The sequence below is a fragment of the Chromobacterium sp. genome, assembly GCF_041912965.1.
GTDB classification, from domain to species: Bacteria; Pseudomonadota; Gammaproteobacteria; order Burkholderiales; family Chromobacteriaceae; genus Chromobacterium; species Chromobacterium aquaticum.
The window spans coordinates 142,613-166,609 of sequence record NZ_JAYSGF010000003.1 but is presented as its reverse complement, the minus strand read 5'-3'; the positions used below and the strand labels follow the sequence as shown (position 1 = coordinate 166,609).

Sequence of the window (23,997 nt, the reverse complement as noted above, 5' to 3'; positions counted from 1 at the left end):
GAAGTCATGCTGACTTTAGGCAAGATCGATCACATCCACATTCGAGTGACTGATGTGCCCAAGGCCCTGAAATGGTATCAGCGCGTGCTGGCCATGGCCCCGGACCCGCGCTACAAGCATATGCGCGAAGGGCCGCACGGCGCGGTGATGCTGGTCAACGCCAACGGCGCGGTGCGCCTGGCGGTGAGCCTGGCGGTGAACGAGGATAAGAGCGGCAATGTCAGCCACCAGGGCGCCATCGCCTTTGTCGTGGGCGGCCAGGATTTCCTGGAATGGATAGACCAGCTGGCCGGCGAGCGCGTCACCAATAGCGAAGGCCAGACCATCGCCCGCGATTCAGTGCGCGACCATCGCTTCTTCTGCTCGTTGTCCTTTGTCGATCCCTTCGGCAACCCGTTCGAGATCGTCAGCTACGACCACACTTGGCTGGTGGGCAAACTCAAGCTGAATGGACAGCTGGAGTGAGCCGCGCCGCGCCGCCGCATCCAACCGCTCGCTTGCGAGCGGTTTTTTAATGCCGGCCAGGCCGCTCACTTCTCCATCAAGAGGCCGCATCGCCATGAGCAAGGATCAAATCAGGGAAGACGAGGGCGCGGCCGGGCCGGGCCGCTTGCCCTCGCTGCGGCTGCTGGCCGGCTTTGAAGCCGCCGCGCGGCTGGGCAGCGTCTCCCGCGCCGCCGAGGCGCTGCACCTGTCGCAGTCCGCTGTCAGCCACCAGATCCAGCAGCTGGAAGCCTTTGTCGGCCAGCCGCTGTTCCAGCGTGTGGGCCGCGGCATCGAGCTGACCTTTGCCGGCCAAATGCTGCAACAAAGCGTGCGGCGCGCGCTGGACACGCTGCGGCGCGGCTTGGATCGCATCGCGGTCTACACCGATCCCGGGCTGGTGGTGCTGGTGGGACCGGCCTTTGTGCTGCATGGCTGGCTGCAGGGCCGGCTGGAACGGCTGCGCGCCGTCCATCCCGACATCGTGCCGCTGCTGTCCACCGACGAAGAACCGGGCCAGGCCGACGAAATCGATGTCGACATCGTCATCGGCCGCCAGCCGCTGGCGATGGCCGGCTGGGAAGATGCGGCCTGGCTGCGCGAAGACTGGCGCTTCGTCGCCGCGCCGGCGCTGGCGGAACAGCTGGCGGCGCTGCCGGCCGAGCGCCACCCGCAACAGGCGCGGCTGATCTGCCTGGAAAAGACGCGCATGCCGGAAGCGGCGGAAGCCGCGCTGCAAGCGCTGCTGCCGCGTTTCGGCATCGCCGCGGTCTACGACGCGCCGCAGCTGGCGCTGGACGCGGCCCTGCGCGGCCACGGCATCGCCTGCCTGCCATCGCTGGCGCTGGAGGAAGCATTGGCCGACGGCCGGCTGCGCGAACTGGCGGGCTACCCGCGCCAGCCGGGTGCGCAATGGTGGCTGTCGCGGCCGCGCGATACGCTGCGCAGCGAGGCGATGGCGAATCTGTTCGATTGGCTGCGGGCAGAGGGCGGCGCTGGGCGCTAAGAACCTGTTTACGATCTGCTGCGCGTCGTGAGACGTGACGCGGTGAGTACCGCTTCGAAATGCTCATGTAGCACTTGTACATTCCGCTTTCTCAGCCGTTTTCGCCTTGTCTCGCCTTAGCTCGCGAGATCGTAAACACGCTCTAAAACCGGCTCGGCTCGCCAGCGGTTAGGGGTGCTCCATGATTTGGTTTTGTTCTTCCTCGGACAGCCAATTCCAGACCACCTCGTAGTAAAGCTGGTGGATTTCCGGGTAGTTTTCCTCGCCAAACCTTTGAAAATTCTCCATGGTGTAATTGTCCGGCTGATGGAATAGCTGCTGGATATTCTCAAGCAAGGCATACACCCTCAGCACATCATGCGGCTTGATTTTGGGTTCCATATGGCTCCTGTTTGCGGCCTCTTCGTTGGACCGCATCGTGGCGCCGGAGGCGCGAAGCGTGGCTTGGGCGGAGGATGGCGTTCAATTCATGGGCAGTGTCGATGGATGCTCCACTGGAATGATGGCGGTGTGGGGGCCGGCTAAAATGGCCAGCTCCGCAAAAAAGAACTCCAGATCGCTGGAGAACACATCAAACGCGCCATGGCCATATTCGCCGGCCAGTTTTGCCATGCAAACATAATGGCATGAATGGGCGAGCAGTTCGTAAACCTGGCTATTGATCTCCGTTTGCGGCTCATCCAGGAAGGCGCTGAGCAGCGGTTGGGATGGCGGCTTGCTTTCACGGTGCCGAGACAGGATGGCGTGCTTCTTGAGTTCCTGCTTGAATTTCATGTGCTCGTCATGAAGCGCCTTGAATCTTCCATTCTTATCCCGGAACAGCATGCGCGGCAGATAGGCCAGCGGCGTTTTTGGCGGAGGGCAGAGCGCGTTTTGGACATTGAAGTGGAAGCAATGTGAAATCAATGCCTTGAGCAAATTGCCGCTTGCCGCGCACTGATCAAAGCCAATGCCGCCATCCTGGCTTTTAGCCATGACGAGAGCAAACTCGGCCGCATCCGGCGCGCCAATGCGCTCCGTTCTTGTGCTGGAACCATGCTTGAATTGGTCAAAGCAGGCTGTGTGATAAAGGATGCTGTAGTCAGTCATGGGCTAGGTTCTGTGTGTTTCAATCGCCTCGCTCAGGCCATCGTCCTCAACATGGCATAAGAACCTGTTTACGATCTGCTGCGCGTCGGCGATACGGCGTTGAAAACCAGCTCAAAATGCTCATGTACCACGTGTACATTCCGCTTTTTCGCTCGTTTTCGCCTTGTCTCGCCTTAGCTCGCGAGATCGTAAACACGTTCTAAGAGGGCCGGGCCCCTCCGAGGCCGGCCAAGCTTAGAGCCGCTAACAAAACCTCGCAGAGAACCTGAGCCAAGGCGTGCCGACGCAGGCAGTACAAGTAGTACGACAAGGAGGCACAACGCAGGATCAGGGGTTTTGTTAGCGGGTCTTATTGCAGATCCTTGGGGATCACCGGGTTTTGCTGGCCCGGCGGCGCTGGCGGCAGCTCCGGGTCTTTGTAGTCGCTGACGATGGGAATGCCCTGAGCCTTGAGGGTGGCTTCCTTGATATTCCGCTCTGACCTTAACTTCCTGGCAATGGGAATCCATAGCTGGCGCCAGTGATCGCGTTCCTTCTCATCCACATAGATTCTTTGCACTTCTTCATGTGGTTCTATGGTGAAGCTCATGATGTAAGCGCCGGGTTTGTTGGGGTCCAGATGATCTTGATCCCGGTCCACCGTCACGTGCATATAAGTATGATTGAGATAAAGCTCCCAGTTTAGAGAGCCATCAAGTTGCATCCATTCCGCGAAAGACAGCTTGTAGTTTGGGTCCAGAGCATCCGCGCCATAGTAGTTCAAGGCATGAATGCCACTTAGTCTGGGTTTATTAAAGGAAAATGCTGCTTTCCAGCCTAAAGCGGTGAATTTTTCAACGAGATCCAGGATGTAGAGCCGGGCTTCATCATGAGACATTGCTCCGCCGTTTTTGACTCGGGCATGGACGTTTATGCGTGTTATGCCTAGGCCACGGGTCTTGTTTTCCACTCCCATGATACTTAAGGCTTTGGGGATAACCGTCTTTACTCCGCCTGCGTCTATGGTGACCGTAGGGAGGGCATTGGCATCGAAATCGATGCTGTTATAAAAATTCAAGCCAAAGTTTCTGGTTTCAGCGATGACGGCGGTCGGGTATTGCTTTTCCCAGTCATCACCACGTTGATACAGCGCCAGTTCTATATGCACAGGATAGGCCGGCTTCGCCTGCACTTGGCGTGGCGGCTCAGCGCGGGACGTGATGCCGACGATGCCACCGATGATGGCAAGAAGTACGGCCAGTGTGATGATGGCGGTTTTACTCATATTGATCCGTAGCATCAAAAAAGACGGCCCTATCCGAGGCCGGCCAAGCTTATTGCAAATCCTTGGGGATCACCGGGTTTTGCTGGCCAGGTGGTGCTGGCGGCAGCTCCGGGTCTTTGTAGTCGCTGACAATGGGAATACCCTGAGCCTTGAGCTTGGCTTCCTCGATATTGCGTTTGGACCGTAACTCCCTGGCAATGGGAATCCATAGCTGACGCCAATGATCACGCTGCTTTTCCTCCACATTTCTTCTTTGTGTCTCCTCGTGTGGCTCTATGGTCAGGCTGATGATATAGGCACCGGGTTTATTGGGGTCCAGATGGTCTTGATCCCGGTCCACCGTCAAACTCATATAAGTATGATTGAGATAGAATCTCCAGTTGAGAGACCCTTTAAATTGCATCCATTCTGCCAGAGACAGTTTGTAGCTTGGGTCTAGTGCAAAAGAACCATAGTAGTTCAAGGCATGGACGCCACTTAGCCTGGGCTTGCTTAAGAAAAATGTGTTTTTCCAGCCTAAAGCGGTGAATTTTTCAACGAGATCCAGGATGTAGAGCCGGGCTTCATCATGAGACATGGCACCGCCGTTTTTGACTCGGGCATTGATGTCGATAATGGTTATTCCTACGTCACGATCTAGATCATCGGTAGCCATGATGCTTAAAGCATTTGGGATGACAGTCCTCACGCCGCCAGCATCCACGATGGCGGAGGGGAGAGCGTTGGATTCAAATGGCTGTGTTTTGTAAATGCTCACGCCGAAGTTTTTAATTTCCGGCGCCAGAGCCGTTGAGTATTTTTTTTGCCAATCTTCACCACGCTGATACAGCGCCAGTTCTATATGCGCAGGATAGGCCGGCTGCGCCTGCTCTTGGCGCGGCGGCTCAGCGCGGGACGTAATGCTGGCGATGACCCCGATGATGGCAAGGAGTGCGGCCAGTGTGATGAGGGCGGTTTTACTCATATTGGTCCGTAGCATCAAAAAAGACGGCCCCATCCGAGGCCGGCCAAGTTTATTGCAGATCCTTGGGGATCACCGGGTTTTGCTGGCCCGGCGGCGCTGGCGGCAGCTCCGGGTCTTTGTAGTCGCTGACGATGGGAATGCCCTGAGCCTTGAGGGTGGCTTCCTTGATATTCCGCTCTGACCTTAACTTCCTGGCAATGGGAATCCATAGCTGGCGCCAGTGATCGCGTTCCTTCTCATCCACATAGATTCTTTGCACTTCTTCATGTGGTTCTATGGTGAAGCTCATGATGTAAGCGCCGGGTTTGTTGGGGTCCAAATGGTCTTGGTCTCGGTTAATATTCAGCGTTATAAAGGTATGATTGAGGTAGAGCTCCCAACTCAGTATTCCCTTAAGCTGCATCCATTCCGCGAAAGATAGCTTGTAGTTTGGGTCCAAGGCATCCGCGCCATAGTAGTTCAAGGCATGAATACCATTCAATCTAGGTTTGTTTAAGGGAGTCACCATTTTCCAGCCCGCGATGGAGAGCTTTTCGATGATGTCTAGGATGTAGAGCCGGGCTTCATCATGAGACATTGCTCCGCCGTTTTTGACTCGGGCATTGATGTCGATAATGGTTATTCCTACGCCACGATCTTTATCATCGGTAGCCATGATGCTTAAAGCGTTTGGGATGACAGTTCTCACGCCACCTGCATCCACGATGGCAGAGGGGAGAGCGTTGGATTCAAATGGCTGTGTTTTGTAAATGCTCACGCCGAAGTTTTTAATTTCCGGTGCGAGAGCCGTTGAGTATTTTTTTTGCCAATCATCACCATGTTGGTATAAGGCCAACTCTATGTTTTTTGGATAGGTGGGAGTCATTTTTTTGCGATTCTCTTGGATTTTTTCTGGGGCTTTGAATGCGATGGCAGTGATGGCGGCGATCGCAATCAGCAAGCCCAGAATGATTTTTGTTGTCCTAGTCATTGCCGCTATGCCAGCCTGCCATGGTTTTCAATTCGGCCTCCATAAAGGTTTTCCTGGTTTCCATTAGATTATGAAAAGCTTTTGCAGCCTCCATTATCCAATTCATTCTGCTGTCATAATCCTCTAGCTTGGTGCCAGTTGGTGGGACAGACTTCAATTCCTTTTGATCTGTTTTGCAGGCATGGGTGAAGACCAGCTCGATATCTGGCAGAAGCGGGTTGAGCATGGTGTCCTTGATCATCTCCTTGCCTTCGCGCTGTAGCTTGACCCAACTCTTGAAGGCGGAATTTTCATACATTAACGGCTGCAAGATCTCTTTTTGCTCATGTACTGCAATAAATGTAAGGTGCTTCAATTGCAACTGAGCTCGAGTGCGGGGGCTGGTTTCTTGCTCTATTTGCCTAACCAGCTTAAATCCTTCGATGACACTAGGGGTGGCCGCCAGATAGTTTATTTGCGGGAGCACTTCCGCGCCTTGTTCCATGCGCTCCAGATTGTCGATGACTTGCTTGTGCAGGTTCTTGCAGCTGCGCGATGGCACGCACTTATCGAAGTGTTCCGGGTAGCGGCTGTAGTACCAGTGGAAGGGGGCGATGTCCTGGAACAGCCAGAAATTGCCCAGTGCCAGGTGGCGTCTGACAAAGTCGGTGTCGGCGGCATTGGGCAGATAAGAGAGGGATATCACCTGTCCGGCGGTGGAGTGCCAAGAGTCAATGGTGCAGGCCACGGTTTTGCTGGCGAAGGCGCCCAGGGCCATCCAGTAATAGCGGCCCTTTTTCTTGATATTGCCGTGCTCCTCAATTTCTAGATAAAAGCGGGCGTAAGTGGCGGCAATCACTCTTGCTCTGTCACCGTAATTGTTGAGGATGCGGCGTGACTCGGGGCGTTTCTGCTCTTCGGTGCTGGAAAAAATACTTGAAAGCAGGCTTGGACGCGAGACACGCAGGTAGGCGAAAGCCTGGGCCTGTGACAGCGGGGTTTTGCAGTCGGCCTTATTGGTGCAGACGGAGCCCTCGGTGGTATTGGTATTGGCTTTGTAAGCGGTGCTGTCCGCCATCTCACGGTTCTCCTTCCGGTGGCTGCATGTCTTCGGATGGCAGTATCTCATGCCATACCAGGCTGGCCTCCAGCGGTGTCGATTGTTGGGTATGGACGCGCTGGGTGCTGCCGTCCGACCTGGTGTGCTGGAGCAAGTGCTGCTGTCCGTCGCTGATGGCCAGCATCAGGCCGGACAGGGGCTTGCCGGTGGGGCCCAGAATGCGGAATTGCTCATCATAGCGTTCCGCGCTGGGAAAGCCCTGCATGTTCACGCCTATGCTGGCCGGGCCGCTCAGTTTGTGGCTGGCGCCCTTGATGCTGACTTCGCCCGGGCAGTGCACTTCGATATTGCCGCCCTTGAGCCGGATATAGCCGCCGCCGCTGGTGAGCAGGATTTCCTGACCGGCGGCGATTTCCACCTTGCCCTTGCAGGCGGTGACGGTCACATCCTTGTCCGCGGTGACCTCGATGCTGTCGCTCTGCGCTTGAACCTGCACCTTGCCCTTGGCGGCGATCAGCTTCAGCGCGATCTGGTCCTTGACCCCGGCGACGAACAGGCTGATGTGCTGGCCCACATTGTGGAGCCAGCGCCGGCCCGAGGTTTGGTTGCTGTCGCGCTGTGCCACCAAGTCCAGATTAGTGCCGGCGGCCACGGTCTGGCTTTGCTGGCTCAGACTGGCGATACCGGCCGGCGCGGACAGAACCAGCAAGGGCTGGCGGCCGGTCTGTTCCTTGGCGGTCTTGCCGTCTTTGTCGGTGTTGGAACCGGCTTCCCAGGCTTTCAAGGCGGCGGCCTGGTGTTGCAGATGGCCTTCGGTTTTCTTGGCGGCCTTGGCGTTGTCCGGGCCGATTTCCTCCGGCCCGGTTTCCATGGTGTCGGCCTGCTGGCCGCTGGCGGTGTCGCCCAGGCTTTGGCTCAGGGCCAGGGCTGCATCGAGCTGGCTTTGCGCCTGTTCGCGCGCCAGTTGTTTACCGGATGCGCCGTTCTGCGCTTCGGTGCTCAGCAGCAGGCCGTGGCCGGCACGGATCGCGCCGTGATGGTCGGTGCGCAGTTCGAAGCCATCGCCGCGCGGTTCGGCCTTGCCATTGCTGCGCGGCTGGGTGAGGAAGCCTTGATTCAGCTGGGTCTTGCCGGGTTCGGAACTCAGCTTGGCCCGAACTTCACCCGGGGTGTCGTCGAACAGCAGTTCGTTGTACAGGCCGCCCTGGTATTCCTTGGACTTGATGCCGGACAGCGTCTTGTTGGCTGGCAGCGCGCCAGCGCCGCTGAAGTCCGGGGTGGCATGGCTGCCGTTGTAGAGCACGCCGGTAATCACCGGGCGGTCGATATCGCCTTCGATGAAGTCGACCAACACTTCCTGGCCGATGCGCGGGATGAATTGATGGCCCCAGCCGGCGCCGGCGCTGGGCATCACCACCCGCAGCCAGCAGGAGGATTTATCGTCCATCCCCGCGCCGATGCTGGGGTGTTCGTCCGGCCGCTGCCAGTGGAACTGCACCTTGATGCGGCCGTGCTGGTCGGTGTGGACTTCCTCTCCTTGCGGGCCCACCACGGTGGCGGTCTGCACGCCACGAGACTTGGGCTTGGCCAGTTCGGTATGGGCGTAGGCCGGGGTCAGCGGCACGCCGCGGCGCTGGGCGTCGAAGTCAGCGCGGAAGGGTTGCGCTTCCTTGCCATCCTGGAAAGCCTTGAGATCCGCCGGCAGATTGTTGCGCGCGCTCAAGGTCTGGCGGGTGACCACGAATTCGCGCTGTTCGCTGCTGTCGCCGTCGTGGGCCGGGTGTTCGTCCAGGCGGAACCACTGGCCGGCGGCCAGGCCTCGCACCGAGCCGCCGCCGCTGAACTGTTTGGCCTTGAGGTCATGCGCCTGCTGGCGCAGCTGGGCGTAGTGGCTGAGCTGGTCGGCGTCGCCGGCGTAGTACAGCGATTGCGGGTCGTAATCGTGCAAGGACGATTGCAAGGCCTTGCCGTTCTGACCCTGGTCGATGCGGCTGTCGTCGCCGCTGTGTTGGGTCTGCACCGGCTGGTAGTCGAAGCTGGCCAAGGCCACCGTGCCGGGCACGATCTGGCGCTGCGCGTTCCACTCGGTCAGGCCGTCCTCGGCTTCGGTGGCGTCGCTGCGGTGGAAGCGCACCCGTTCCACGCCGGCCGGCGGCAGGCTGTAGGGGTCGTCGAAGGCGACCAGCTGCACCTGGGGGGTGTCACCATCGACATGATCAAAACGCCAGGCATAACCCTCTTCGTGCAGCAGCCGCACGATGAAGTCGTAATCGGATTCGCGGTATTGCAGGCAGTAGCTGCGTGGTGAGGCCGGGCCGGTCTTGAACTCCAAGGTCTGCACCCGCGCGAATACCGGGTTGGCTTGCTGATGCTCGGCCAGGATCTGTTTGACGATGTCCGGCACCGACAGGTCCTGGAACACCCGTGAGCTGACGCGATGGCGCAGCAGCGCGAACGGCGGTTCGATGGTCAACTGGTAGCGGCTGAAGCCGCCATCCGAGCCTAGGCTCTGCACCTTGGACACCACGCCGCAGCGCAGGCTCTCCGCGCCGGCGGCATCGAGAATGCCGAGGCGGGCCGGCAGGCCGAGCAGGGTCTTGAGTTCGATCGCGCCGTCCGGGGACAGACACACCAACTGGTAGGCGTAAGGCCGGGACACGCCTTCCTCGCCGGCCAGGCTCAGCGGCAGCAGTTGCTCGGCCGCCACGCTGCCGTCGCCCAGGCTGAGGGTGAGCAGGCGCTGGTCTTGGTTGAAGGCGGAGGCGAAGCTGGCGAGCAGGGTGCTGAGGTCCATGGCGGTTTCCAAACGCAAAAATAAAAGCACCCCCATGAGGGGGTGTCCGAGAGATGCTTTCGGCTCAGAGAAGCTGTTTACGATCTGCTGCGCGTCGGCGATGCATCGCCGGCGCGCAGCAGACTTTGAACAGTTTCTTAAAGATAGATAGTGGCGGGATTCTATGGCCTGTGCGGGCGGGCAACAAGACGCAGAAGGCTCTGAACAGGGGTTTGGCGGGTTGCACCTGTTCTAATTGCCAGCTAATGACGGGGCGAGGGCTGCTTCATCGTCAGCCGCGTTTGCTGGGAGCTTGAGTTGAGTGCGGTTGCAATATGCTCATCTAGCGGAGGCGCGAGCCGCCTTTGCCGTGGCTTGCCATGCCTTGCGCTCGCTAGGCGTTGAACCGGTGTTCACTCCGTGCTGATCTTGTATTTCGTTTTCAGCCCATCGAGTTGTCCCGATGCCCTGATCGTCTCCAGGCCGGTGTTGATCGCCCGGACCAGGGCGTGAGCGTTGGGATTGCTCCTGCCCACGCCGATGACGATGGTCAGCGCTTGCTCCAGGCAACCGGCTTTGCGCAGGCTGCCGTCCACCCGCATCACGGCAATCAAGTGATTCATCACCGTCTCATGCTCCAGCAGGATGGAATACCGCTTCAGTAACAGCTTTTTGATATTGGTGCTGCCGGCGGTCTGGCCAATATTGGACTCAATGTGAAAACCTTGCGCCTTGGCGGTAAGGAGCCAGTCATCGAAAGCGCCGCCGTCGTAGCCGTAGTCTGCGATCAGCCCTAGCGATTGATGGGCCAGGGATGGCAAGCCGTGGTAGCGCCAATTGCTGTCCTTGAGGGTATAAAAGCAGGCACGTGAATAAGCCATCGGCTTGCTCAGCAGCAGGCGCTGATCCAGCGCCGGCGCATAGATGCCATCGATAACGCCTTCCTCGGTCATCTTCATCGCGCGGTTCAAGGGCAGGAATATAGCCTCCACTTGATACCCCTGCGAGTTCAGCGCCTGATCCGTCAGCTCCACCAAATAACCGCCGATGATCCGGCTTTGATCCGCGCAGATATAGGGACACCAGTCGTCCGACGCGATTTTGACCACGGAGGCGGCGCTGGCGGCCGGCGGCCAGCCTAGCATGCCCAGGCAAATCAGTATTGCGATGACGAGAGCGGGCATATTCAGGCTCCTCAAGACGATAGGCGCTGCCGGCAAATCCCTTGATGTCACATGACTTAATCCACTAGCGGCAACGGAAGACGCCGCTTTCTTTGTCGTTGCCTTGGCCTTGCTTTTAACGGGTGAGATGTTGAACCGGCGCTAAGTCAGCGGGCGGCCGTGTCTTCACCCCATCATTCTATGCCACCACCAGCGCCAGCGTGCCATCGGCTTGCCGTCCGCGTTCAGCGGCCGGCCGTCGTCGGCGAAGCGTTCGGGCGGCCCCAGCGGTTTGCCCTCGATGAAGTTCTGCCGTTCCGCCAGCGCGCCGTTGGGGTGGTAGCGTTGTTGCAGGCCGTGCTTGAAGCCCTTGCGGTAGACCGCTAGCTCCGCCGTTTGGCCGTTGGGAAACAGGGTGCGGGTTTCGCCGTGCGGCAGGCCGTGGCGGTAATGAGCCTGGCGTTGCAGCGCGCCCTCCGGCGACCAGTACTGCGCGGCGCCGTGCAGCTGGCCGCGCTGGTAATGCAGCTGGGCGGAGGGCTGGCCGCCGGGGTGCAGCAAGGTGGCCGGGCCGTGCAACTGGCCGTCCTGGTAGTGGAAGCGCGCCAGCGGCGCGCCGGCCTGGTCGATGCGCGCCGGGCCTTGCAGCTTGCCGTCGCCCAACTGGCCGACGAAGCGCTGCTGGTCTTGCTGGATGTCTATCGGTTCCGCCATCGCATCAGTTCTGCTGGATCAGCCCGCCCTTGAGGGTGAGCATGCCGCCGCCGTCCACGGTCTGGCTGGCGCTGGCCTTATTGGTCAGCGACACCCCGGCGTCGTTGGTCAGCGTGGTGCCGGCTTTATTGGTCAGCTCGGTGCCCGCCTGGTTGGTGAGCCCGGTGCCGGCCTTGTTGGTCAGGCTGGTGCCGGCCTGGGCGGTGTAGGCGGCGTCGCTCTTGGCGGTGAAGGCGCCGCCGCTTTGCAAGGTAATGGTGCCCGTCACCTTGAGCGTGAGGTTGCCGTCCACGGTCAGGGTATAGTTGCCGCTGACCTTGTGCTCGTGATTGCCGCCGGTGCTGTGGCTCTGGTCGCCCTCCACCTTGACCGTGCGCTTGCCCTTGACGTTGAGGGTTTCATTGCCGGTTTTCACTTCCACGGTGCGGTTGCCCTTGTCCACGCTGAGGCTGTCGTTGCCTTCGGTGACGCTGCGCTTGCGCTCGTTCTTCACCACCAGGGTTTCGTCGTGGCCCACGTCGGCGGCCGCGTCGTTGAGCACTTTCACCGTGTAGTCCTTCTGCGCCTGGAAGAACACTTCCTCCTTGTCCTTGCTGTCGTCGAAGCGCAACTCGTTGAAGCCGCCGCCGCCTTTTGTCGAGTTGGTCTTGAGGCCGGACTGCGCCTGCTTGGCCGGCAGTTCGTAAGGCAGCGCGTTGTCGCCGTTGTAGACGCAGCCGCTGACCAGCGGCTTGTCCGGGTCGCCGTCGATGAAGCTGACAATCACTTCCTGGCCGATACGCGGGATGAACTGCATGCCAAAGCCCTTGCCGCTCCACGGCTGCATCACCCGCAGCCAGCAGGAGCTGGATTCGTCGTCCTTGCCGTCGCGGTCCCAGGGGAATTGCACTTTGACGCGGCCGTATTTATCGGTCCAGATCTCCTCGCCGGCCTTGCCCACCACCTTGGCCACCTGCGGGTGCATCACCGGCTTGGGAGTGAGCCGCGGCGGGCGGTAGGGGGTGGCCTTGGGAATGGCGGCGAAGCGGTTGCGGTAATGCTGCTGGCCGGCCTCGTGGCTGACGCGGGTCACCACCCAGGCGATATTGCAGGCCGGGTCCGGGTGGCCGCTCAGGGTGAAGCAGTGGCCGGGAATCAGCCAGCGGCAGTCGCTGTCGCCCACCAGTTCCACTTCCTCGGCGCGCAGGCCGTCGCTGCGTTGCTTGGCCAGCGCGTCGCCGTCGGCCTTCTTGGCGTAGCCGCCCGGGTATTGGTAAAGGTTGGGCAGGTCGGATTTGGCCAGCGCCTGCGCGTACAGCGAGGCGCTGGCGGTGGTGAATTCGTAATCGCCGGCGCGGTAGCCGCCGGCCACCGCCTGGCGGCTGATGCCGGCGCTGCGCACGCCTTCCAGCTCGCGCCCGCCCAGGTCCTGGCCCAGGTAGGGGATCTTGGCGTTATTGGGGCAGTCCGGGAAATGACTGTTGCCGTCCGCCAGCACCAGGGTGTGCTTGCCGTCGGCGTGGGTGAAGAACCAGAAGATGCCGGCGTCTTCCAGCAGCCGCATCACAAAATTGAGATCGCTCTCGCCAAACTGCACGCAGTACTCGCGCTTGGGGTAAGTCGTGTCCAGCTTCAGCTGGTAGTCGCTGAAACCGTGGCCGGCAAATACCGCTTTTACGATGTCCGGCACGCTCTGGTTCTGGAAGATGCGGTTGTTGCCGGCCAGGCTCAACCACCACAGCCAGGGCCGCAGCGTCACGCTGTAGCGGTCCGCGGTGGCGTCGCCCGGCAGCTGGCGTATCGCCGCGCACAGGCCGTCTAGCGGCCGGGTGTTGTCGTCGCGGCGCAGGCTCAGCGTCAGGTGGGAGGCCACCGCCTGGTCCAGCGTCAGCGCGCTATCGCTGAAGCCGGCCAGAGTGAAGCTGCCCAGCGCGTTCAGCGCCTCGTCGCCGGACAGGCTGTCCGGGTACAACTCTTTCAGCGCCGAGGCGCTGAGCGAGAGCGGGGTAGTTTTGTCGGAGGGGCGGGGCATGGCGGTTTTATTTCACATGGTTTAACGGCAAAGGTGATCTAATAATTAATGCGGTAACTGTTGGGCTGCAATGTGTTTAATTAAAGTCGAGTTTTGGAGTGGTATAATTAATGTTGTTGTTGCGATGTTTTGGATTTTCATGGTTTTGTTTTTTAGTTAGCCTGATGTGAATTCAAGTCTTGCATCACGTGCCCTGATTAGTTTTTCAACAATTCCTTCTGGGGTGGTGGTTTTTATCGTGCCAACTTTGCTGCCATTTTTTATGGGTGCTACAACTGCAAATTTTGTGTCAGTGTGTTCATTGTATCTATTAGCGCGTAAAGTATAACTGTATCCATAAACTCTACATTTGAGAAATCCCTCTTTTTTTAATGCTAAGTATACTAGGGTGGCTAGTGCGGGGTTGCCATTTCCTTCGGCTCCACTACTGCAAATCCATAATTTTATTTTGCCACAGAAGTCATTGGCTAGGCCATTTAGCTTTAGTGATTGTACTAGTTGCTCTGCTGTCATGTTTTCACCCGTCTCGAAGTGTGGTATTTCAGCGGATTCTCCTATTCTTATTCGATTCATGCCAGGAGCTCCATGCCCTACTATATAAAGACTTTGTTCAGATTCGTTGGGTAATTTTGATAGTTTGTTTTTTCCTGGTTTATGGGTTCCTTGTATGATTTCTATATCTTTGCATATGAATGGGTCGCTGGGATTTGAGTCAAATTGATTGGCTATCTTTGCCATCGTGACTTGATGGAATTGTTGCTTGGTTTCAGGTATGAATACATACATTTTCTTGGTCACTTTTTTCTTTCCTAGGGTTGGATTGTATTGGTGGTTTTGGGCTGTTTTTTGATCGAATGCTTTGTCAGGTGTTTTTCCTATTGCGCCAATTTTCTGTCACTTTTTCCAATAAATATTATTACTCATTCATGCCTATGTATTCTGACGGCGGGTTAGCTTCACTTGAGCAATATTTAGGTAAAATAAAATGTCTTGCTGGTAGTGGTGGTGCCGTTTTTATAATTTCATGTATGAAATTGGTTAATTATGGTGTCACCTAGCATGCAATTTACGGTCTTGACTACTAGTGTGAGCGCCTCATCGCTAGACATGAGGGGAAGGTAGGGTACTGTTTTTTTAGTGCTGAAGCGCTTGGTGGGCGCGAGTAGGTTTTTTCAGCGGGGTGGGGCATGGTAGTCAGCTAACTCATGATGGTGACAGTCAAATTTTTTTTCCTTAGGAACTAGTCATAGGTTGAACCAGTATCCACCTTGGTAGCCGGCCCTATAAATGAATGCCTTAAATTGCCATCTATTATTAATGGGGTTTAAATAGCCGCAGACGATGGATCGACTTTCTTGCAGCCCATACCAGCCATAGCTTAACGATCCGGAGTTGACCTCTCCTATGGAAGCGCTACTGCCGGTTATCGAGAGTTTTCTGCGACGAGATGGAGTAGGGCCAAGCGTGCTTTCTTTATAGTCGCGAGCTGCGCTTTGGCTGTAGGAGGCAGGGCCAATCGCTTGCCAGTAGGCAATATGGGCAACTCCGTAAGAGTCGATAACGAAGCGGCATCCGGAGAACTCTGAAGTTAGAAAGCAGCGGCAGCCAGACTGATAGAGCTGTCTCCATGTTACTGCTGTTATTTCGTTGTGCTGCCATGGGAGCCAGTACACTAAAGCGCATGGTCCTGGTGATCCAAGGATGTCAGATAGAACAACATGATTTCCCCATGGATAGTCGAAAATATAGCGAGGACCTATTCTGGATGTGTTGACATGGTTTTGTTGTAATAAGTCTCCTTGTAGTGAGATGTTGTAAGCAACAGGGCCATTGAAATACGGGAGAGTGTCCCAAAAAGGCATGCTTTTCTCCTTTTAAGGCTGTCGGCGGTAGACATGCAGTCATGTGAGAGTAAAGAAAATTAACCATGCTTAATCATCAAACTGACCTAGTGCATAGGGAACGCGATCTTTTACTTGCCATGCATCTGCATTCACTCTGATGATTGCAGATCCGTATACATGCCATTGTCCCCCTCTTTTGACACAGATGATTGTGTGCTCATAGCCGCCGACATTATCCATGTCTGGTCCGAAATAACGGCGGCAGCGCTCTTGTGTTGTATTTTCTGGCCCTGAGTAATCGTCATTTGATACACGAATTTTCTGCGCGCCCACCACAATTCCACCCATGGAATTGCCGTCAGAATCATGAAAGAATCGATTCCCAGTAGCTGTCGCATGTACAGCCAGTGCGCAACCATTCATGGGGAAAGTCACAACCAAAGTGCCGTCTGGTTGACCGCTGGGAACATCGCAATATCGCGCTTCACCTTGATTGAATGGAATGTACCAATCTGGGCCGCCAGCGGTTGCCGTGATCTGGTAGATGCTCGACTGGTTGTATCGCGCGCAAGCAAGTGTGCATCCTCCTCCCACTGCATTGCGTAGGATGGCTCCCCTTACAATAAATCCCCACGCGCTGATTGCAACATTGGGTTGGTCGCGGAGCAAAGCTAAAACTTCATTGCCTGGTTTCATGTTTTGTGCTTCCGCGTCCTAAATAATAAGTTGAAGGATATTTTCAGCAGTTAATCATCGTCTCAGTTTTTGGAATGATTATTCCAACACCCACTCCGCCAACTTCCCGGTCACCTGTTCCATCAATACATTCTCGATATCCCGCGCGCCAGCAGAGCTGCATTTGGCCAATACCGCTTTCACAATGGCCGGGTCGAAATCGAATTGTTTCCCTGTCGCCGCCTTATAGCGGGCTTGCAGTTTTTCCAGCTTGTTGATCACGATGTTTTCCAATGTGCGTTCCGCCAACGGCGGATAGGGCACCACGGTCATGCGGGCGAGGAAGGCGGGGCGGAAGGTTTGTAGCAGCGTCTTGCGCAGGCGTTCGTCGAACAACTGGGTGGCGAGCTGTTCGCCTGGCGTGGTTTGCAATAGCTCCGCCCCCACATTGCTGGTGGCCAGGATGATGGTGTTGTTGAAGTCCACCGTCAGGCCGGTGCCGTCTTCCATGACTCCCTTATCGAACACGTTGTAGAAGGCTTCCAGCACGTCCGGGTGGGCTTTCTCGATTTCGTCGAGCAGCACCACGCTATACGGCTTGCGCCGCACCGCTTCGGTCAGCACGCCGCCCTGGCCGTAGCCGACATAGCCGGGCGGCGCGCCCTTGAGCTGGCTGACGCTATGGGCTTCCTGGTATTCCGCCAGGTTGACCACGATCAGATTGCGTTCGCCGCCATAGAGCGCGTCGGCCAGCGCGTAGGCGGTTTCGGTCTTGCCCACGCCGGTGGGGCCGAGCAGCAGGAAGACGCCCACCGGCTTGCCGGGGTCGGTCAGGCCGGCGCGGTAGGCCTGGATGCGTTGGGCGATCTTGCCCAGCGCTGCCGGCTGGCCGATCACGCGCTGGCCCATGCGCTGGGCCAGGGTGCGGATGGCGTAGGCTTCGTCGGCCAGCATCTTGCCCACCGGGATGCCGGTCCAGCCGGCGATGACGGCGGCCACCGCCTTGGAGTCCACGTGTTCCGGCACCAGCGGGTCGTCCTGGCGCAGCGCGTCCAGGCCGGCTTCCAGCCGCGCCAGTTGTTCCGCCAGCCGCAGCGCCGGGTCCGCGGCTTCGTCCTCGTCGGCGGTCGCGGTCCCGTCTTCGGCTTCTTCCAGCAGCAGCGGCGGTTCGCCGGCGGGCAGCTCGGGCTCGCTGGCCAGGAAGTCCAGCAGTTGCTGGCGGGTGCGCAGGATTTCGCGCACCGCGCGCAATTCGTCCTGCCAGCGCACGGTCAGTTCGCGCATGGCTTGCAGCTGGCGCGCGCTGTCTTGGCGCAGCGCGGCGATGCGGGCGGCGTGGTCCAGGCCGGTGGCCTGTTCGTTCAGCAGCCGCTCCAGTTCCTCGTCCAGCATGGTCTGGCGATGGCGCAGGTTTTCCAGCTGCGGCGGCTGGTCGTGTTGGGCCAGCGCCACGCGGGCGCAGGCGGTGTCCAGCACGCTGATGGCCTTGTCCGGCAGCTGGCGGCCGGAGATGTAGCGGTGGGACAGCTTGACCGCGTCGTGGATGGCGGCGTCCAGGATGCGCACGCCGTGGTGTTGTTCCAGCCGGGCGGCGACGCCGCGCAGCATGGCCACGGCGCGGTCTTCGTCCGGCTCTTCCACTTGCACCGGCTGGAAGCGCCGCGCCAGCGCCGGGTCGCGTTCGAAGTATTTCTTGTATTCCTGCCAGGTGGTGGCGGCCACGGTGCGCAGCTCGCCGCGCGCCAGCGCCGGCTTGAGCAGGTTGGCGGCGTCGCTGTGGCCCTCGGCCGCGCCGGCGCCCACCAGGGTGTGGGCTTCGTCGATGAACAGGATGATGGGCCGGGCGGCGGCGCGGATGTCGTCCATCACGCTTTGCAGCCTTTGTTCGAACTCGCCCTTGAGTCCGGCGCCGGCTTGCAGCAGGCCCAGGTCCAGCGCCAGCAGGCCGACGCCGGCCAGCGCCGGCGGCACTTCCTCGTGGGCGATGCGCAACGCCAGGCCTTCCGCCACCGCGGTTTTGCCCACGCCGGGCGCGCCCACCAGGATGGGGTTGTTCTGGCGGCGGCGCAGCAGGATGTCCAGGCATTGGCGGATTTCGCCGTCGCGGCCGACGATGGGATCGATGCGGCCGGCGCGGGCGTCGGCCACCAGGTCGTGGGTGAAGCGCGCCAGCGCGCCGGCCGGTTCCGCCGCCGCGGCGGACGGGGCTTCGCGCGAGGCGGCGGCCCAGGCGTCCAGTTGTTCGCTCAGCGGCTGGCGCGGCGCGCGCAGCAGGCAGGGCGCGCCGATCAGCAGCAGATTGCGCAGCTCGTCGCGCTCCAGCAGGGTGAGCAGCAGCAGGCCGGAGCGGATGCTGGCCTGCTGGCGCAGCGTGGCCAGCAGCAGCGCTTCCTTGAGCCAGGCCACGGTGTGGCTGGAGAAGGCCGGGGCGCGGGTTTCGCCGCGCTTGAACTGGTCCAGGCTGCGGCGCAGCTCCGCGCTCAGTTGGTCCGGGCTCAGGCCCAGCTTGGGCAGCAGCAGCGGCAGGTCGCCGTTGGGCAGCTCCAGCAGCTCCAGCAGCACGTGTTCGATTTCCACGTAGTAGTGGCTTTGCTGCAGGCAGCGCTGCGCGGCTAGCTCCAGCGCCTTGCGGCAGCTGGGATTGAGGCGGGCCACCAGTTCGGACAGTTCGGCGCTCATGCCGCGTCCTCGCCGGCCGGGGGCGGCCGTTGCAGCCGGGTGTCCAGCCGCCGCGCTCCGCCGGGGCCGCCCAGCCAGCTGTCCCAGCTCAGCCGCGGCGCGGCGCGGGCTTGCAGCTTGAGCGCGGCGGCCGGCGCTTGCCACAGCAGGCTGAGCTGGATGTCCAGATCCGGGCCAAAGTAGAAGTCCGCCAGCGCGGCCAGCGCGCGGTGGCGTTCGCCGTCGGGCAGGAAGGCGCGGTAGCCGGCCGGGTCCAGCGGGCCCACGGTCAGGCGGATGCCGGCGTGTTCGTCCCAGGCGCGGCGGCCGGCCAGCGCGCCCTGGCCGAGCGCGGCGTTGCGGCCCTTGGGGCCGATGCTGGTGCGGCTGGCCGGGGGGATCTCGCGCCAGCCGCCGGCGTAGGGGCTGGCTTGCACCGGCGCGGCCAGGTGGCGGCTGGCCAAGGCGGCGAAGCCGGCCAGCGAGCGGCGGCGGTCCGCCAGCAGGGCGGCGCGGGCCAGCAGCGCGGCGTCCGGCACCGCCTGGCGTTGTTGCAGGCCGGCGGGCAGCAGGCCGCACAGGCTGAGCAGCAGCGGCCGCGCCGGGCTGAGCCGCGGCGCGGCGAAGCTGGGCGCCAGCCGGTATTTGCGCTGGGCGCGGTAGAGCAGGGCCAGCAGCCGGTGCTGGAACAGTTGCAGGAATTCCGCTGGCGCGTGGTCTTTGTCCTGGCGGCGTTGTTGCAGCCATTCCTGGTAGGCGTAGGGCAGCGGGCCGTCCGGGCCGCCCAGGCCGAAGGATTCGACATCGAGTGCCGGCTGGCCGTCCCGCGCGTCGCCGCCCAGCGCGCCCGGTTCCAGCGCGCTCAGTTCGCTGGCGGCGAAGGCGGGCAGCAGCGGGCCGCGCAGCCGCAGCGCCTCGCGCGCCGGGTCCGCGCCCTGGCCCAGCGGCGCGGCTTGCGGCGTCAGCCGTTCCAGCAGCATCACCGCCTGGGCGAATTCGAAGCCCTGCGGCCGCGTCAGCAGCCGCTCGGCTACAGAACCAGGCTGGGGCCGGGCGGCGGCTGCCATGTCTGGATCTCCTGTTGCTGGTGGACGAGTCGGGTGCGCACGAAGCGGTTGGCGTGGGCGTAGAGGGCGAAGAAGTGGGCGAGCACGGCGGCGAACAGCACGCGGCTGCCGCCGGCGAAGCAGGCCGGGTCCAGCTCCAGCGTCAGCAGCAGGCCGTTGCGCCAGCCGCGCCAGGCGTCGGCGCCGACGTGGTCGACGATGCGTTCGCTGCCGAGCGCGGTTATGCCTTCGATCTGGCGGCGCGCGGCCGGCTGTTCGCCCAGATTGTGCAGCGCCAGCATTTCGCGCAGCGCGGCCAGCGCCTGCGGGCCTTCGCTCAGCGACAGGTGGTTGAGGCTGAGCTGGGACACCAGTTTCCAGCGCGAGGCGCCGTCCAGCGCGGCTTCGGTTTGCGGCCGCGGCGGGCGCAGCAGCCGCGCCTGGCCCACCGGGCCGGGCAGTTCGAACATCAGCGGCGCGCCGGCCGGCAGTTGCTCGGCCAGGTGGCGGTTGGTGCACAGCAGTTCGGCGGTGAGGCTGAGCTCGCTGGCGGCCAGCGGGTCGAAATCCGCGTCCACCAGGGTCAGCAGCATGTCGCTGCCGGGGCGCAGCCGGTTGAGGCCGCGCACGCGGCGCGCGTGCCAGTAGCGGCCGTCACCGCCTTCGCCGTGGCTGCAGGCGAAGTAGGGGGCGATGCGGCGCGCGCCGTCCGGCCCGGCGGCGCGCAGCTGGCGGATGGAGTGGATTTCCACGCTGTGGTCGCGGTGGGCGTCGGCCACCAGCAGGTATTCGCTGCGGCTGCCGTCCGGGCGCAGCGGCTCCGAGGTGTGCGGAAACAGATTGATCACCGGCGCGCAGCCCAGCGCGATGTCGCCGTGATGGATGCCCAGGCGGCCGGCCGGCGCGCGTTCGAAGGCGATGACGATTTCCAACTGCCGCTCCGCTTGGCGCGGCAGGCTGAGCGGCAGGTCGAAGAAGGCGAATTTTTCCGGGCAGGCGAAGTATTCCGCCAGCAGCGCGTGCGCCGGATGCACGCCGTCCTCGGCCGGCAGCAGCGCTTCGTCGGCGCCGAAGCCGCAGGCGCGCGGCAGCGCGCCGGGGCGGATGGAGGGCGCCAGGCCGGGCCGCTCCGGCAGCCGGCAGCTGATTTGCAGGCTGTGGGCGGACAGCAGGTCGTAGAGCGCGGCGGCGTTGAGCGGCGAGCCGGCCAGGTGGATGCGCAGGCTGTGCAGCGGCAGCGCGCCCAGCGGCTCCGGCCCCAGTTTTTCCAGCCGCAGCACCAGGGCGGCGCGCGCCTGGGCCAGGCCGCTGGCGGCCTGGGCTTCGTCCTCGGTCAGCAGGCTGGCGGCGGCGAGCCGCAGCGGCCACAGGGTGACGGCGGCGCTGGTGCGGAAACGCAGGCTGTCGCCGGCGGTGGTGGCCACGAACAGCGGGGTGCCGCGCTCGATGCGGTAGCCGGCGTCCAGCTTGCCCTTGTCCGGGTCCGGCTCGAAGCGGGCGATGGCGCAGGAGGGCATGGGCCGCAGCGCGTGCGGGTAGAGCTGCTCCAGCAGCGCGTCGGTGAGTTCGGAGTAGTCGTCGTCCAGCCGGCGTTGCAGCCGCGCGCACAGCAGGGCGAAGCCTTCCAGCAGCCGCTCCACTTGCGGGTCCGGGCATTCGCCGTCGCTCAGTTGCAGGCGGTGCGCCACCTTGGGGTAGCGGTGGGCGAATTCGCCGCCGGCGTGGCGCAGGTAGGCGAGTTCGCGTTGGTAGTAGTCCAGCAGGCGCGGGTCCAGCGATTCCATCAGCCGGCGTCCTCGCAGGCGGTGAGCCGCGCGCCGGACGGGTCCAGCTCGGCGACGAAGGCGGCCGGCCAGCGGCTGCCGTCGGCGTGGAGTTCGCCGTCTATGCGCACACTGAGGAGCAGGCCGCGGCCCGGCACGGTGTCCACGCTGACGCGCGGCGCGGCCAGCCGGGGTTCGAAGCTGCGTATTGCCTGGCGGATCTCGCGCGCCAACTGCTGGCGGTCTTCGGCGCGCTCAGGGTGCAGCGCGCTCCAGTCCGCCACGCCGTAATCGATGACGCTGAGTTCGGCCAGGTAGGGTTGGGCCGCGCGGCGGCTGGACAGCAGCCGCGCGAGTTCCGCCCGCACCGATTCCTGCAACTGGCGGCGGTCCACCCGCAGCAGCGGCTCGGCCTCCAGCCGCTGGCGCGGTTCGGCGTCGGCCAGCAGTTCGAACAGACCCGGGCGGAACTGGGCGGGCTGGCGCATGGTTTACTTGGAGTACTTGTTGGCGGCCAGGTCCCACACCGCGGCGGCATTGCCGTCCTTGGCGCCGGTGTCTTTCTGGGTGGTCAGCTCCCACTTGATCTTGGTGAAGTTGAGCGAGAGGTTTTCCACCGGCTTGCCGCCGGTGCCGCCGCTGACGCTGACATTGGACAGGATGGCGTTGGTCAGGGTATAGACGATGTAGGGCAGCACCTTGCCGCTGCTGTCCGCCGCGTTGCGGCCTATGGTGATCTTGACCTCGGGGATGTTCTTGCCCTGGCAGCAGTAGGCGTTGAGTTCCGGCGTGGATTTGTCGGTGAACTTGGTCAGGCTGAATTCGCCGATATGCGGCTTGCCGGAGGTGCGTTCGGTGTTGCTGACGTCGTTGGTCACCTGCATGGCCACGTTGTGGCTGTAGGACAGCACTTCGATCTTGTCGGTGTAGCCTTCCAGCTTGCACTCGCCCTTGATGTCGCTGCCCAGGTCCAGAATGATGGCGTCCATTGCTTTGCTTGCTCCTTGGAGGGTATCGGTTCAGGCCCGCCGCGCGGCGGGCCCTTGGTGTGGCGTCAGGCGGCGGCCGGCGGCGGCAGCTCCGCCACCAGGCGGATGGACGCGGTCAGTTCTTCCAGCTGGAAGTGCGGGCGCAGGAAGACGGTGGCGCGGTAGGCGCCGGGCTTGCCCGGCACTTCGGTCACGTCCACCCGCGCTTCGCGCAGCGGGTACTGGGCCTTCACCTCCTGCGGCGCGTTGTCGTTGACCAGCACGTAGTCCGCTATCCAGTTGTTCAGATAGGTTTCCACATTGTCGCGGGTCAGGAAGCTGCCGATCTTGTCGCGCATGATCACCTTGATGTAGTGGGCGAAGCGCGAGGCGGCCAGCACATAGGGCAGCATCGCGGAGATGCGCGCATTGGCGTTGGCGGCGTTGGTGTTGTAGACCTTGGGCTGGTTGGCGCTCTGGCCGCCGAAGAACACCGCCAGATCGGTGTTTTTCTTGTGGCACAGCGCGATGAAGCCCAGGCCGTCCAGCTCTTTCTCGCGGCGGTCGGTGATGGCGATCTCGGTGGGGCATTTGAGCGCGATGTCGCCGGACACGGTGCCGAAGGTATGGGCCGGCAGGCCTTCCACCGCGCCGCCGCCTTCCACGCCGCGGATGGCCGCGCACCAGCCGTATTTGGCGAAGGCGTCGGTGATGCGCTGGCCCAGCGCGTAGGCGGCGTTGCCCCACAGATATTTGCCGTGGTCGGTGCCGTTGACGTCTTCCACGTAGTTCATGCCTTCGGTGGGCTTGGTGTCCGGGCCGTAGGGCAGGCGCAGCAGGATGTGCGGCAGCACCAGGCTGACGTAGCGGGAGTCCTCGCTGGCGCGGAAGGAGCGCCATTTGATCAGCTCGGCGCTTTCAAAGGCTTTGGCCAGGTCGCGCGGCACCGCCAGTTCGGTGAAGCTGCTCATGTCGAACAGCCGCGGGCTGGCGGCGGAGATCAGCGGCGCGTGCGCGGCGGCGGCCACATTGGACAGCTTCTCCAGCAGCGCCACGTCCTGCGGATGGCGGCCAAATTCGTAATCGCCGATCAGCAGGCTGATGGGGTGGCCGCCGAAGGTGCCGTACTCTTCCTCGTAAATCTTCTTGAACAGCGCGCTCTGGTCGAATTCCACCGCCTTTTCCAGGTCGTTCTGCAGCTCGTCCTTGGTGGCGTTGAGCAGGCGCAGCTTCAGCCGGCTGCTGGTCTCGGTGTTCATCACCAGGTAGTGCAGGCCGCGCCAGGAGGCTTCCATCTTCTGCACGTCCGGGTGGTGCAGGATGTTGTTGAGCTGCTTGCTCAGCAATTGGTCGATGATGGCGATGCGGTGGTTGATCATCGCCACGGTGTCTTTGTCGATGGCCATGCCTTCGTCCAGCACCTGGGTGGCGAATTCGGACAGCAGGTCTTTGGCGTATTCCTGCTGGATGTCGTCGTGGGCCATGCGGCCTTCTTGGATGATGCGGTCCAGCAGCGACAGCGAGGCGGCGTCGCCGCTGGGCGCTTCGGCTTGGGTTTTTGCCATGA

21 protein-coding genes are annotated in these 23,997 nt (G+C 61.4%); 2 read left to right on the top strand and 19 right to left on the bottom strand.

The features are described 5' to 3' along the window. The first annotated feature begins 6 nt into the window (after positions 1-6). A complete protein-coding gene (locus ACE3QM_RS02800; protein ID WP_231460925.1) occupies positions 7-465 on the top strand; it encodes a VOC family protein in 459 nt (152 codons plus the stop codon). Between the two features lie 94 nt (positions 466-559). Continuing rightward, entirely contained in the window at positions 560-1,489 is a 930-nt protein-coding gene (locus tag ACE3QM_RS02795; protein ID WP_374420076.1) for a LysR family transcriptional regulator, read from the top strand. A 168-nt stretch (positions 1,490-1,657) separates the two neighbouring features. Here ACE3QM_RS02795 and ACE3QM_RS02790 read toward each other — a convergent pair whose 3' ends face one another. The 19 genes from ACE3QM_RS02790 to tssC form a co-directional block, all read right to left on the bottom strand. Beyond that, positions 1,658-1,870 carry a hypothetical protein gene (locus ACE3QM_RS02790; RefSeq protein WP_374420074.1) on the bottom strand — a complete coding sequence of 71 codons (213 nt, stop codon included), beginning with the start codon at positions 1,868-1,870 and terminating at the stop codon, positions 1,658-1,660. 81 nt (positions 1,871-1,951) lie between these two features. Beyond that, on the bottom strand, positions 1,952-2,578 hold the full coding sequence (locus ACE3QM_RS02785; protein ID WP_374420072.1) for a hypothetical protein: 627 nt from the start codon (positions 2,576-2,578) through the stop codon (positions 1,952-1,954). A gap of 349 nt (positions 2,579-2,927) precedes the next feature. Continuing rightward, on the bottom strand, positions 2,928-3,842 hold the full coding sequence (locus ACE3QM_RS02780; RefSeq protein WP_374420070.1) for a hypothetical protein: 915 nt from the start codon (positions 3,840-3,842) through the stop codon (positions 2,928-2,930). Positions 3,843-3,891: 49 nt separating this feature from the next. Further along, positions 3,892-4,806 (bottom strand): hypothetical protein, encoded by a 915-nt coding sequence (locus tag ACE3QM_RS02775; RefSeq protein WP_374420069.1) that lies wholly within the window; start codon positions 4,804-4,806, stop codon positions 3,892-3,894. Between the two features lie 49 nt (positions 4,807-4,855). Further along, positions 4,856-5,776 carry a hypothetical protein gene (locus ACE3QM_RS02770; RefSeq protein WP_374420067.1) on the bottom strand — a complete coding sequence of 307 codons (921 nt, stop codon included), beginning with the start codon at positions 5,774-5,776 and terminating at the stop codon, positions 4,856-4,858. Further along, complete coding sequence (locus ACE3QM_RS02765; RefSeq protein ID WP_374420065.1) at positions 5,769-6,833, bottom strand: DUF2515 family protein; 1,065 nt, start codon at positions 6,831-6,833, stop codon at positions 5,769-5,771. The genes ACE3QM_RS02770 and ACE3QM_RS02765 overlap by 8 nt, the downstream gene beginning before the upstream one ends. Position 6,834: 1 nt before the next feature. Further along, complete coding sequence (locus ACE3QM_RS02760) at positions 6,835-9,609, bottom strand: type VI secretion system Vgr family protein (RefSeq protein WP_374420062.1); 2,775 nt, start codon at positions 9,607-9,609, stop codon at positions 6,835-6,837. A 392-nt stretch (positions 9,610-10,001) separates the two neighbouring features. Beyond that, the gene (locus ACE3QM_RS02755; protein WP_374420060.1) at positions 10,002-10,772 is read right to left on the bottom strand and encodes a transporter substrate-binding domain-containing protein; all 771 of its coding nucleotides are present in this window, start codon (positions 10,770-10,772) and stop codon (positions 10,002-10,004) included. Positions 10,773-10,937: 165 nt separating this feature from the next. Next, positions 10,938-11,465: a toxin-antitoxin system YwqK family antitoxin gene (locus ACE3QM_RS02750; RefSeq protein WP_374420058.1), complete on the bottom strand. Its 528-nt coding sequence runs from the start codon at positions 11,463-11,465 to the stop codon at positions 10,938-10,940. A 4-nt stretch (positions 11,466-11,469) separates the two neighbouring features. Continuing rightward, a complete protein-coding gene (locus ACE3QM_RS02745) occupies positions 11,470-13,476 on the bottom strand; it encodes a type VI secretion system Vgr family protein (RefSeq protein ID WP_374420056.1) in 2,007 nt (668 codons plus the stop codon). 156 nt (positions 13,477-13,632) lie between these two features. Then, positions 13,633-14,274, bottom strand: a complete 642-nt coding sequence (locus ACE3QM_RS02740; protein WP_374420054.1) for a hypothetical protein — start codon at positions 14,272-14,274, stop codon at positions 13,633-13,635. Between the two features lie 446 nt (positions 14,275-14,720). After that, entirely contained in the window at positions 14,721-15,338 is a 618-nt protein-coding gene (locus ACE3QM_RS02735; RefSeq protein WP_374420052.1) for a hypothetical protein, read from the bottom strand. Positions 15,339-15,407: 69 nt separating this feature from the next. Further along, positions 15,408-16,016, bottom strand: coding sequence for a hypothetical protein (locus ACE3QM_RS02730; RefSeq protein ID WP_374420050.1), 609 nt, complete (start codon positions 16,014-16,016; stop codon positions 15,408-15,410). A gap of 78 nt (positions 16,017-16,094) precedes the next feature. After that, positions 16,095-18,674 carry a type VI secretion system ATPase TssH gene (gene tssH, locus ACE3QM_RS02725; protein WP_374420048.1) on the bottom strand — a complete coding sequence of 860 codons (2,580 nt, stop codon included), beginning with the start codon at positions 18,672-18,674 and terminating at the stop codon, positions 16,095-16,097. Next, positions 18,671-19,720 carry a type VI secretion system baseplate subunit TssG gene (gene tssG / locus ACE3QM_RS02720; protein ID WP_374420046.1) on the bottom strand — a complete coding sequence of 350 codons (1,050 nt, stop codon included), beginning with the start codon at positions 19,718-19,720 and terminating at the stop codon, positions 18,671-18,673. The genes tssH and tssG overlap by 4 nt, the downstream gene beginning before the upstream one ends. Beyond that, positions 19,684-21,483, bottom strand: a complete 1,800-nt coding sequence (gene tssF, locus ACE3QM_RS02715; protein ID WP_374420044.1) for a type VI secretion system baseplate subunit TssF — start codon at positions 21,481-21,483, stop codon at positions 19,684-19,686. The genes tssG and tssF overlap by 37 nt, the downstream gene beginning before the upstream one ends. Beyond that, positions 21,483-21,950 carry a type VI secretion system baseplate subunit TssE gene (gene tssE, locus ACE3QM_RS02710; protein ID WP_374420042.1) on the bottom strand — a complete coding sequence of 156 codons (468 nt, stop codon included), beginning with the start codon at positions 21,948-21,950 and terminating at the stop codon, positions 21,483-21,485. The genes tssF and tssE overlap by 1 nt, the downstream gene beginning before the upstream one ends. A 3-nt stretch (positions 21,951-21,953) precedes the next feature. Continuing rightward, the gene (locus ACE3QM_RS02705; protein ID WP_048409970.1) at positions 21,954-22,451 is read right to left on the bottom strand and encodes an Hcp family type VI secretion system effector; all 498 of its coding nucleotides are present in this window, start codon (positions 22,449-22,451) and stop codon (positions 21,954-21,956) included. A gap of 65 nt (positions 22,452-22,516) precedes the next feature. Beyond that, complete coding sequence (tssC, locus tag ACE3QM_RS02700; RefSeq protein ID WP_374420039.1) at positions 22,517-23,995, bottom strand: type VI secretion system contractile sheath large subunit; 1,479 nt, start codon at positions 23,993-23,995, stop codon at positions 22,517-22,519. Between the last annotated feature and the right edge of the window lie 2 nt (positions 23,996-23,997).

Coding starts and splice junctions, on each gene's coding strand:
- ACE3QM_RS02775 (WP_374420069.1), bottom strand. CDS start 4,806: ATGAGTAAAACCGCCCTCATCACACTGGCCGCACTCCTTGCCATCATC.
- ACE3QM_RS02750 (WP_374420058.1), bottom strand. CDS start 11,465: ATGGCGGAACCGATAGACATCCAGCAAGACCAGCAGCGCTTCGTCGGC.
- ACE3QM_RS02765 (WP_374420065.1), bottom strand. CDS start 6,833: ATGGCGGACAGCACCGCTTACAAAGCCAATACCAATACCACCGAGGGC.
- ACE3QM_RS02745 (WP_374420056.1), bottom strand. CDS start 13,476: ATGCCCCGCCCCTCCGACAAAACTACCCCGCTCTCGCTCAGCGCCTCG.
- tssF (WP_374420044.1), bottom strand. CDS start 21,483: ATGGAATCGCTGGACCCGCGCCTGCTGGACTACTACCAACGCGAACTC.
- ACE3QM_RS02730 (WP_374420050.1), bottom strand. CDS start 16,016: ATGAAACCAGGCAATGAAGTTTTAGCTTTGCTCCGCGACCAACCCAAT.
- ACE3QM_RS02735 (WP_374420052.1), bottom strand. CDS start 15,338: ATGCCTTTTTGGGACACTCTCCCGTATTTCAATGGCCCTGTTGCTTAC.
- tssE (WP_374420042.1), bottom strand. CDS start 21,950: ATGCGCCAGCCCGCCCAGTTCCGCCCGGGTCTGTTCGAACTGCTGGCC.
- ACE3QM_RS02795 (WP_374420076.1), top strand. CDS start 560: ATGAGCAAGGATCAAATCAGGGAAGACGAGGGCGCGGCCGGGCCGGGC.
- ACE3QM_RS02760 (WP_374420062.1), bottom strand. CDS start 9,609: ATGGACCTCAGCACCCTGCTCGCCAGCTTCGCCTCCGCCTTCAACCAA.
- ACE3QM_RS02785 (WP_374420072.1), bottom strand. CDS start 2,578: ATGACTGACTACAGCATCCTTTATCACACAGCCTGCTTTGACCAATTC.
- ACE3QM_RS02800 (WP_231460925.1), top strand. CDS start 7: ATGCTGACTTTAGGCAAGATCGATCACATCCACATTCGAGTGACTGAT.
- ACE3QM_RS02705 (WP_048409970.1), bottom strand. CDS start 22,451: ATGGACGCCATCATTCTGGACCTGGGCAGCGACATCAAGGGCGAGTGC.
- ACE3QM_RS02770 (WP_374420067.1), bottom strand. CDS start 5,776: ATGACTAGGACAACAAAAATCATTCTGGGCTTGCTGATTGCGATCGCC.
- ACE3QM_RS02755 (WP_374420060.1), bottom strand. CDS start 10,772: ATGCCCGCTCTCGTCATCGCAATACTGATTTGCCTGGGCATGCTAGGC.
- tssC (WP_374420039.1), bottom strand. CDS start 23,995: ATGGCAAAAACCCAAGCCGAAGCGCCCAGCGGCGACGCCGCCTCGCTG.
- ACE3QM_RS02790 (WP_374420074.1), bottom strand. CDS start 1,870: ATGGAACCCAAAATCAAGCCGCATGATGTGCTGAGGGTGTATGCCTTG.
- tssG (WP_374420046.1), bottom strand. CDS start 19,720: ATGGCAGCCGCCGCCCGGCCCCAGCCTGGTTCTGTAGCCGAGCGGCTG.
- ACE3QM_RS02780 (WP_374420070.1), bottom strand. CDS start 3,842: ATGAGTAAAACCGCCATCATCACACTGGCCGTACTTCTTGCCATCATC.
- tssH (WP_374420048.1), bottom strand. CDS start 18,674: ATGAGCGCCGAACTGTCCGAACTGGTGGCCCGCCTCAATCCCAGCTGC.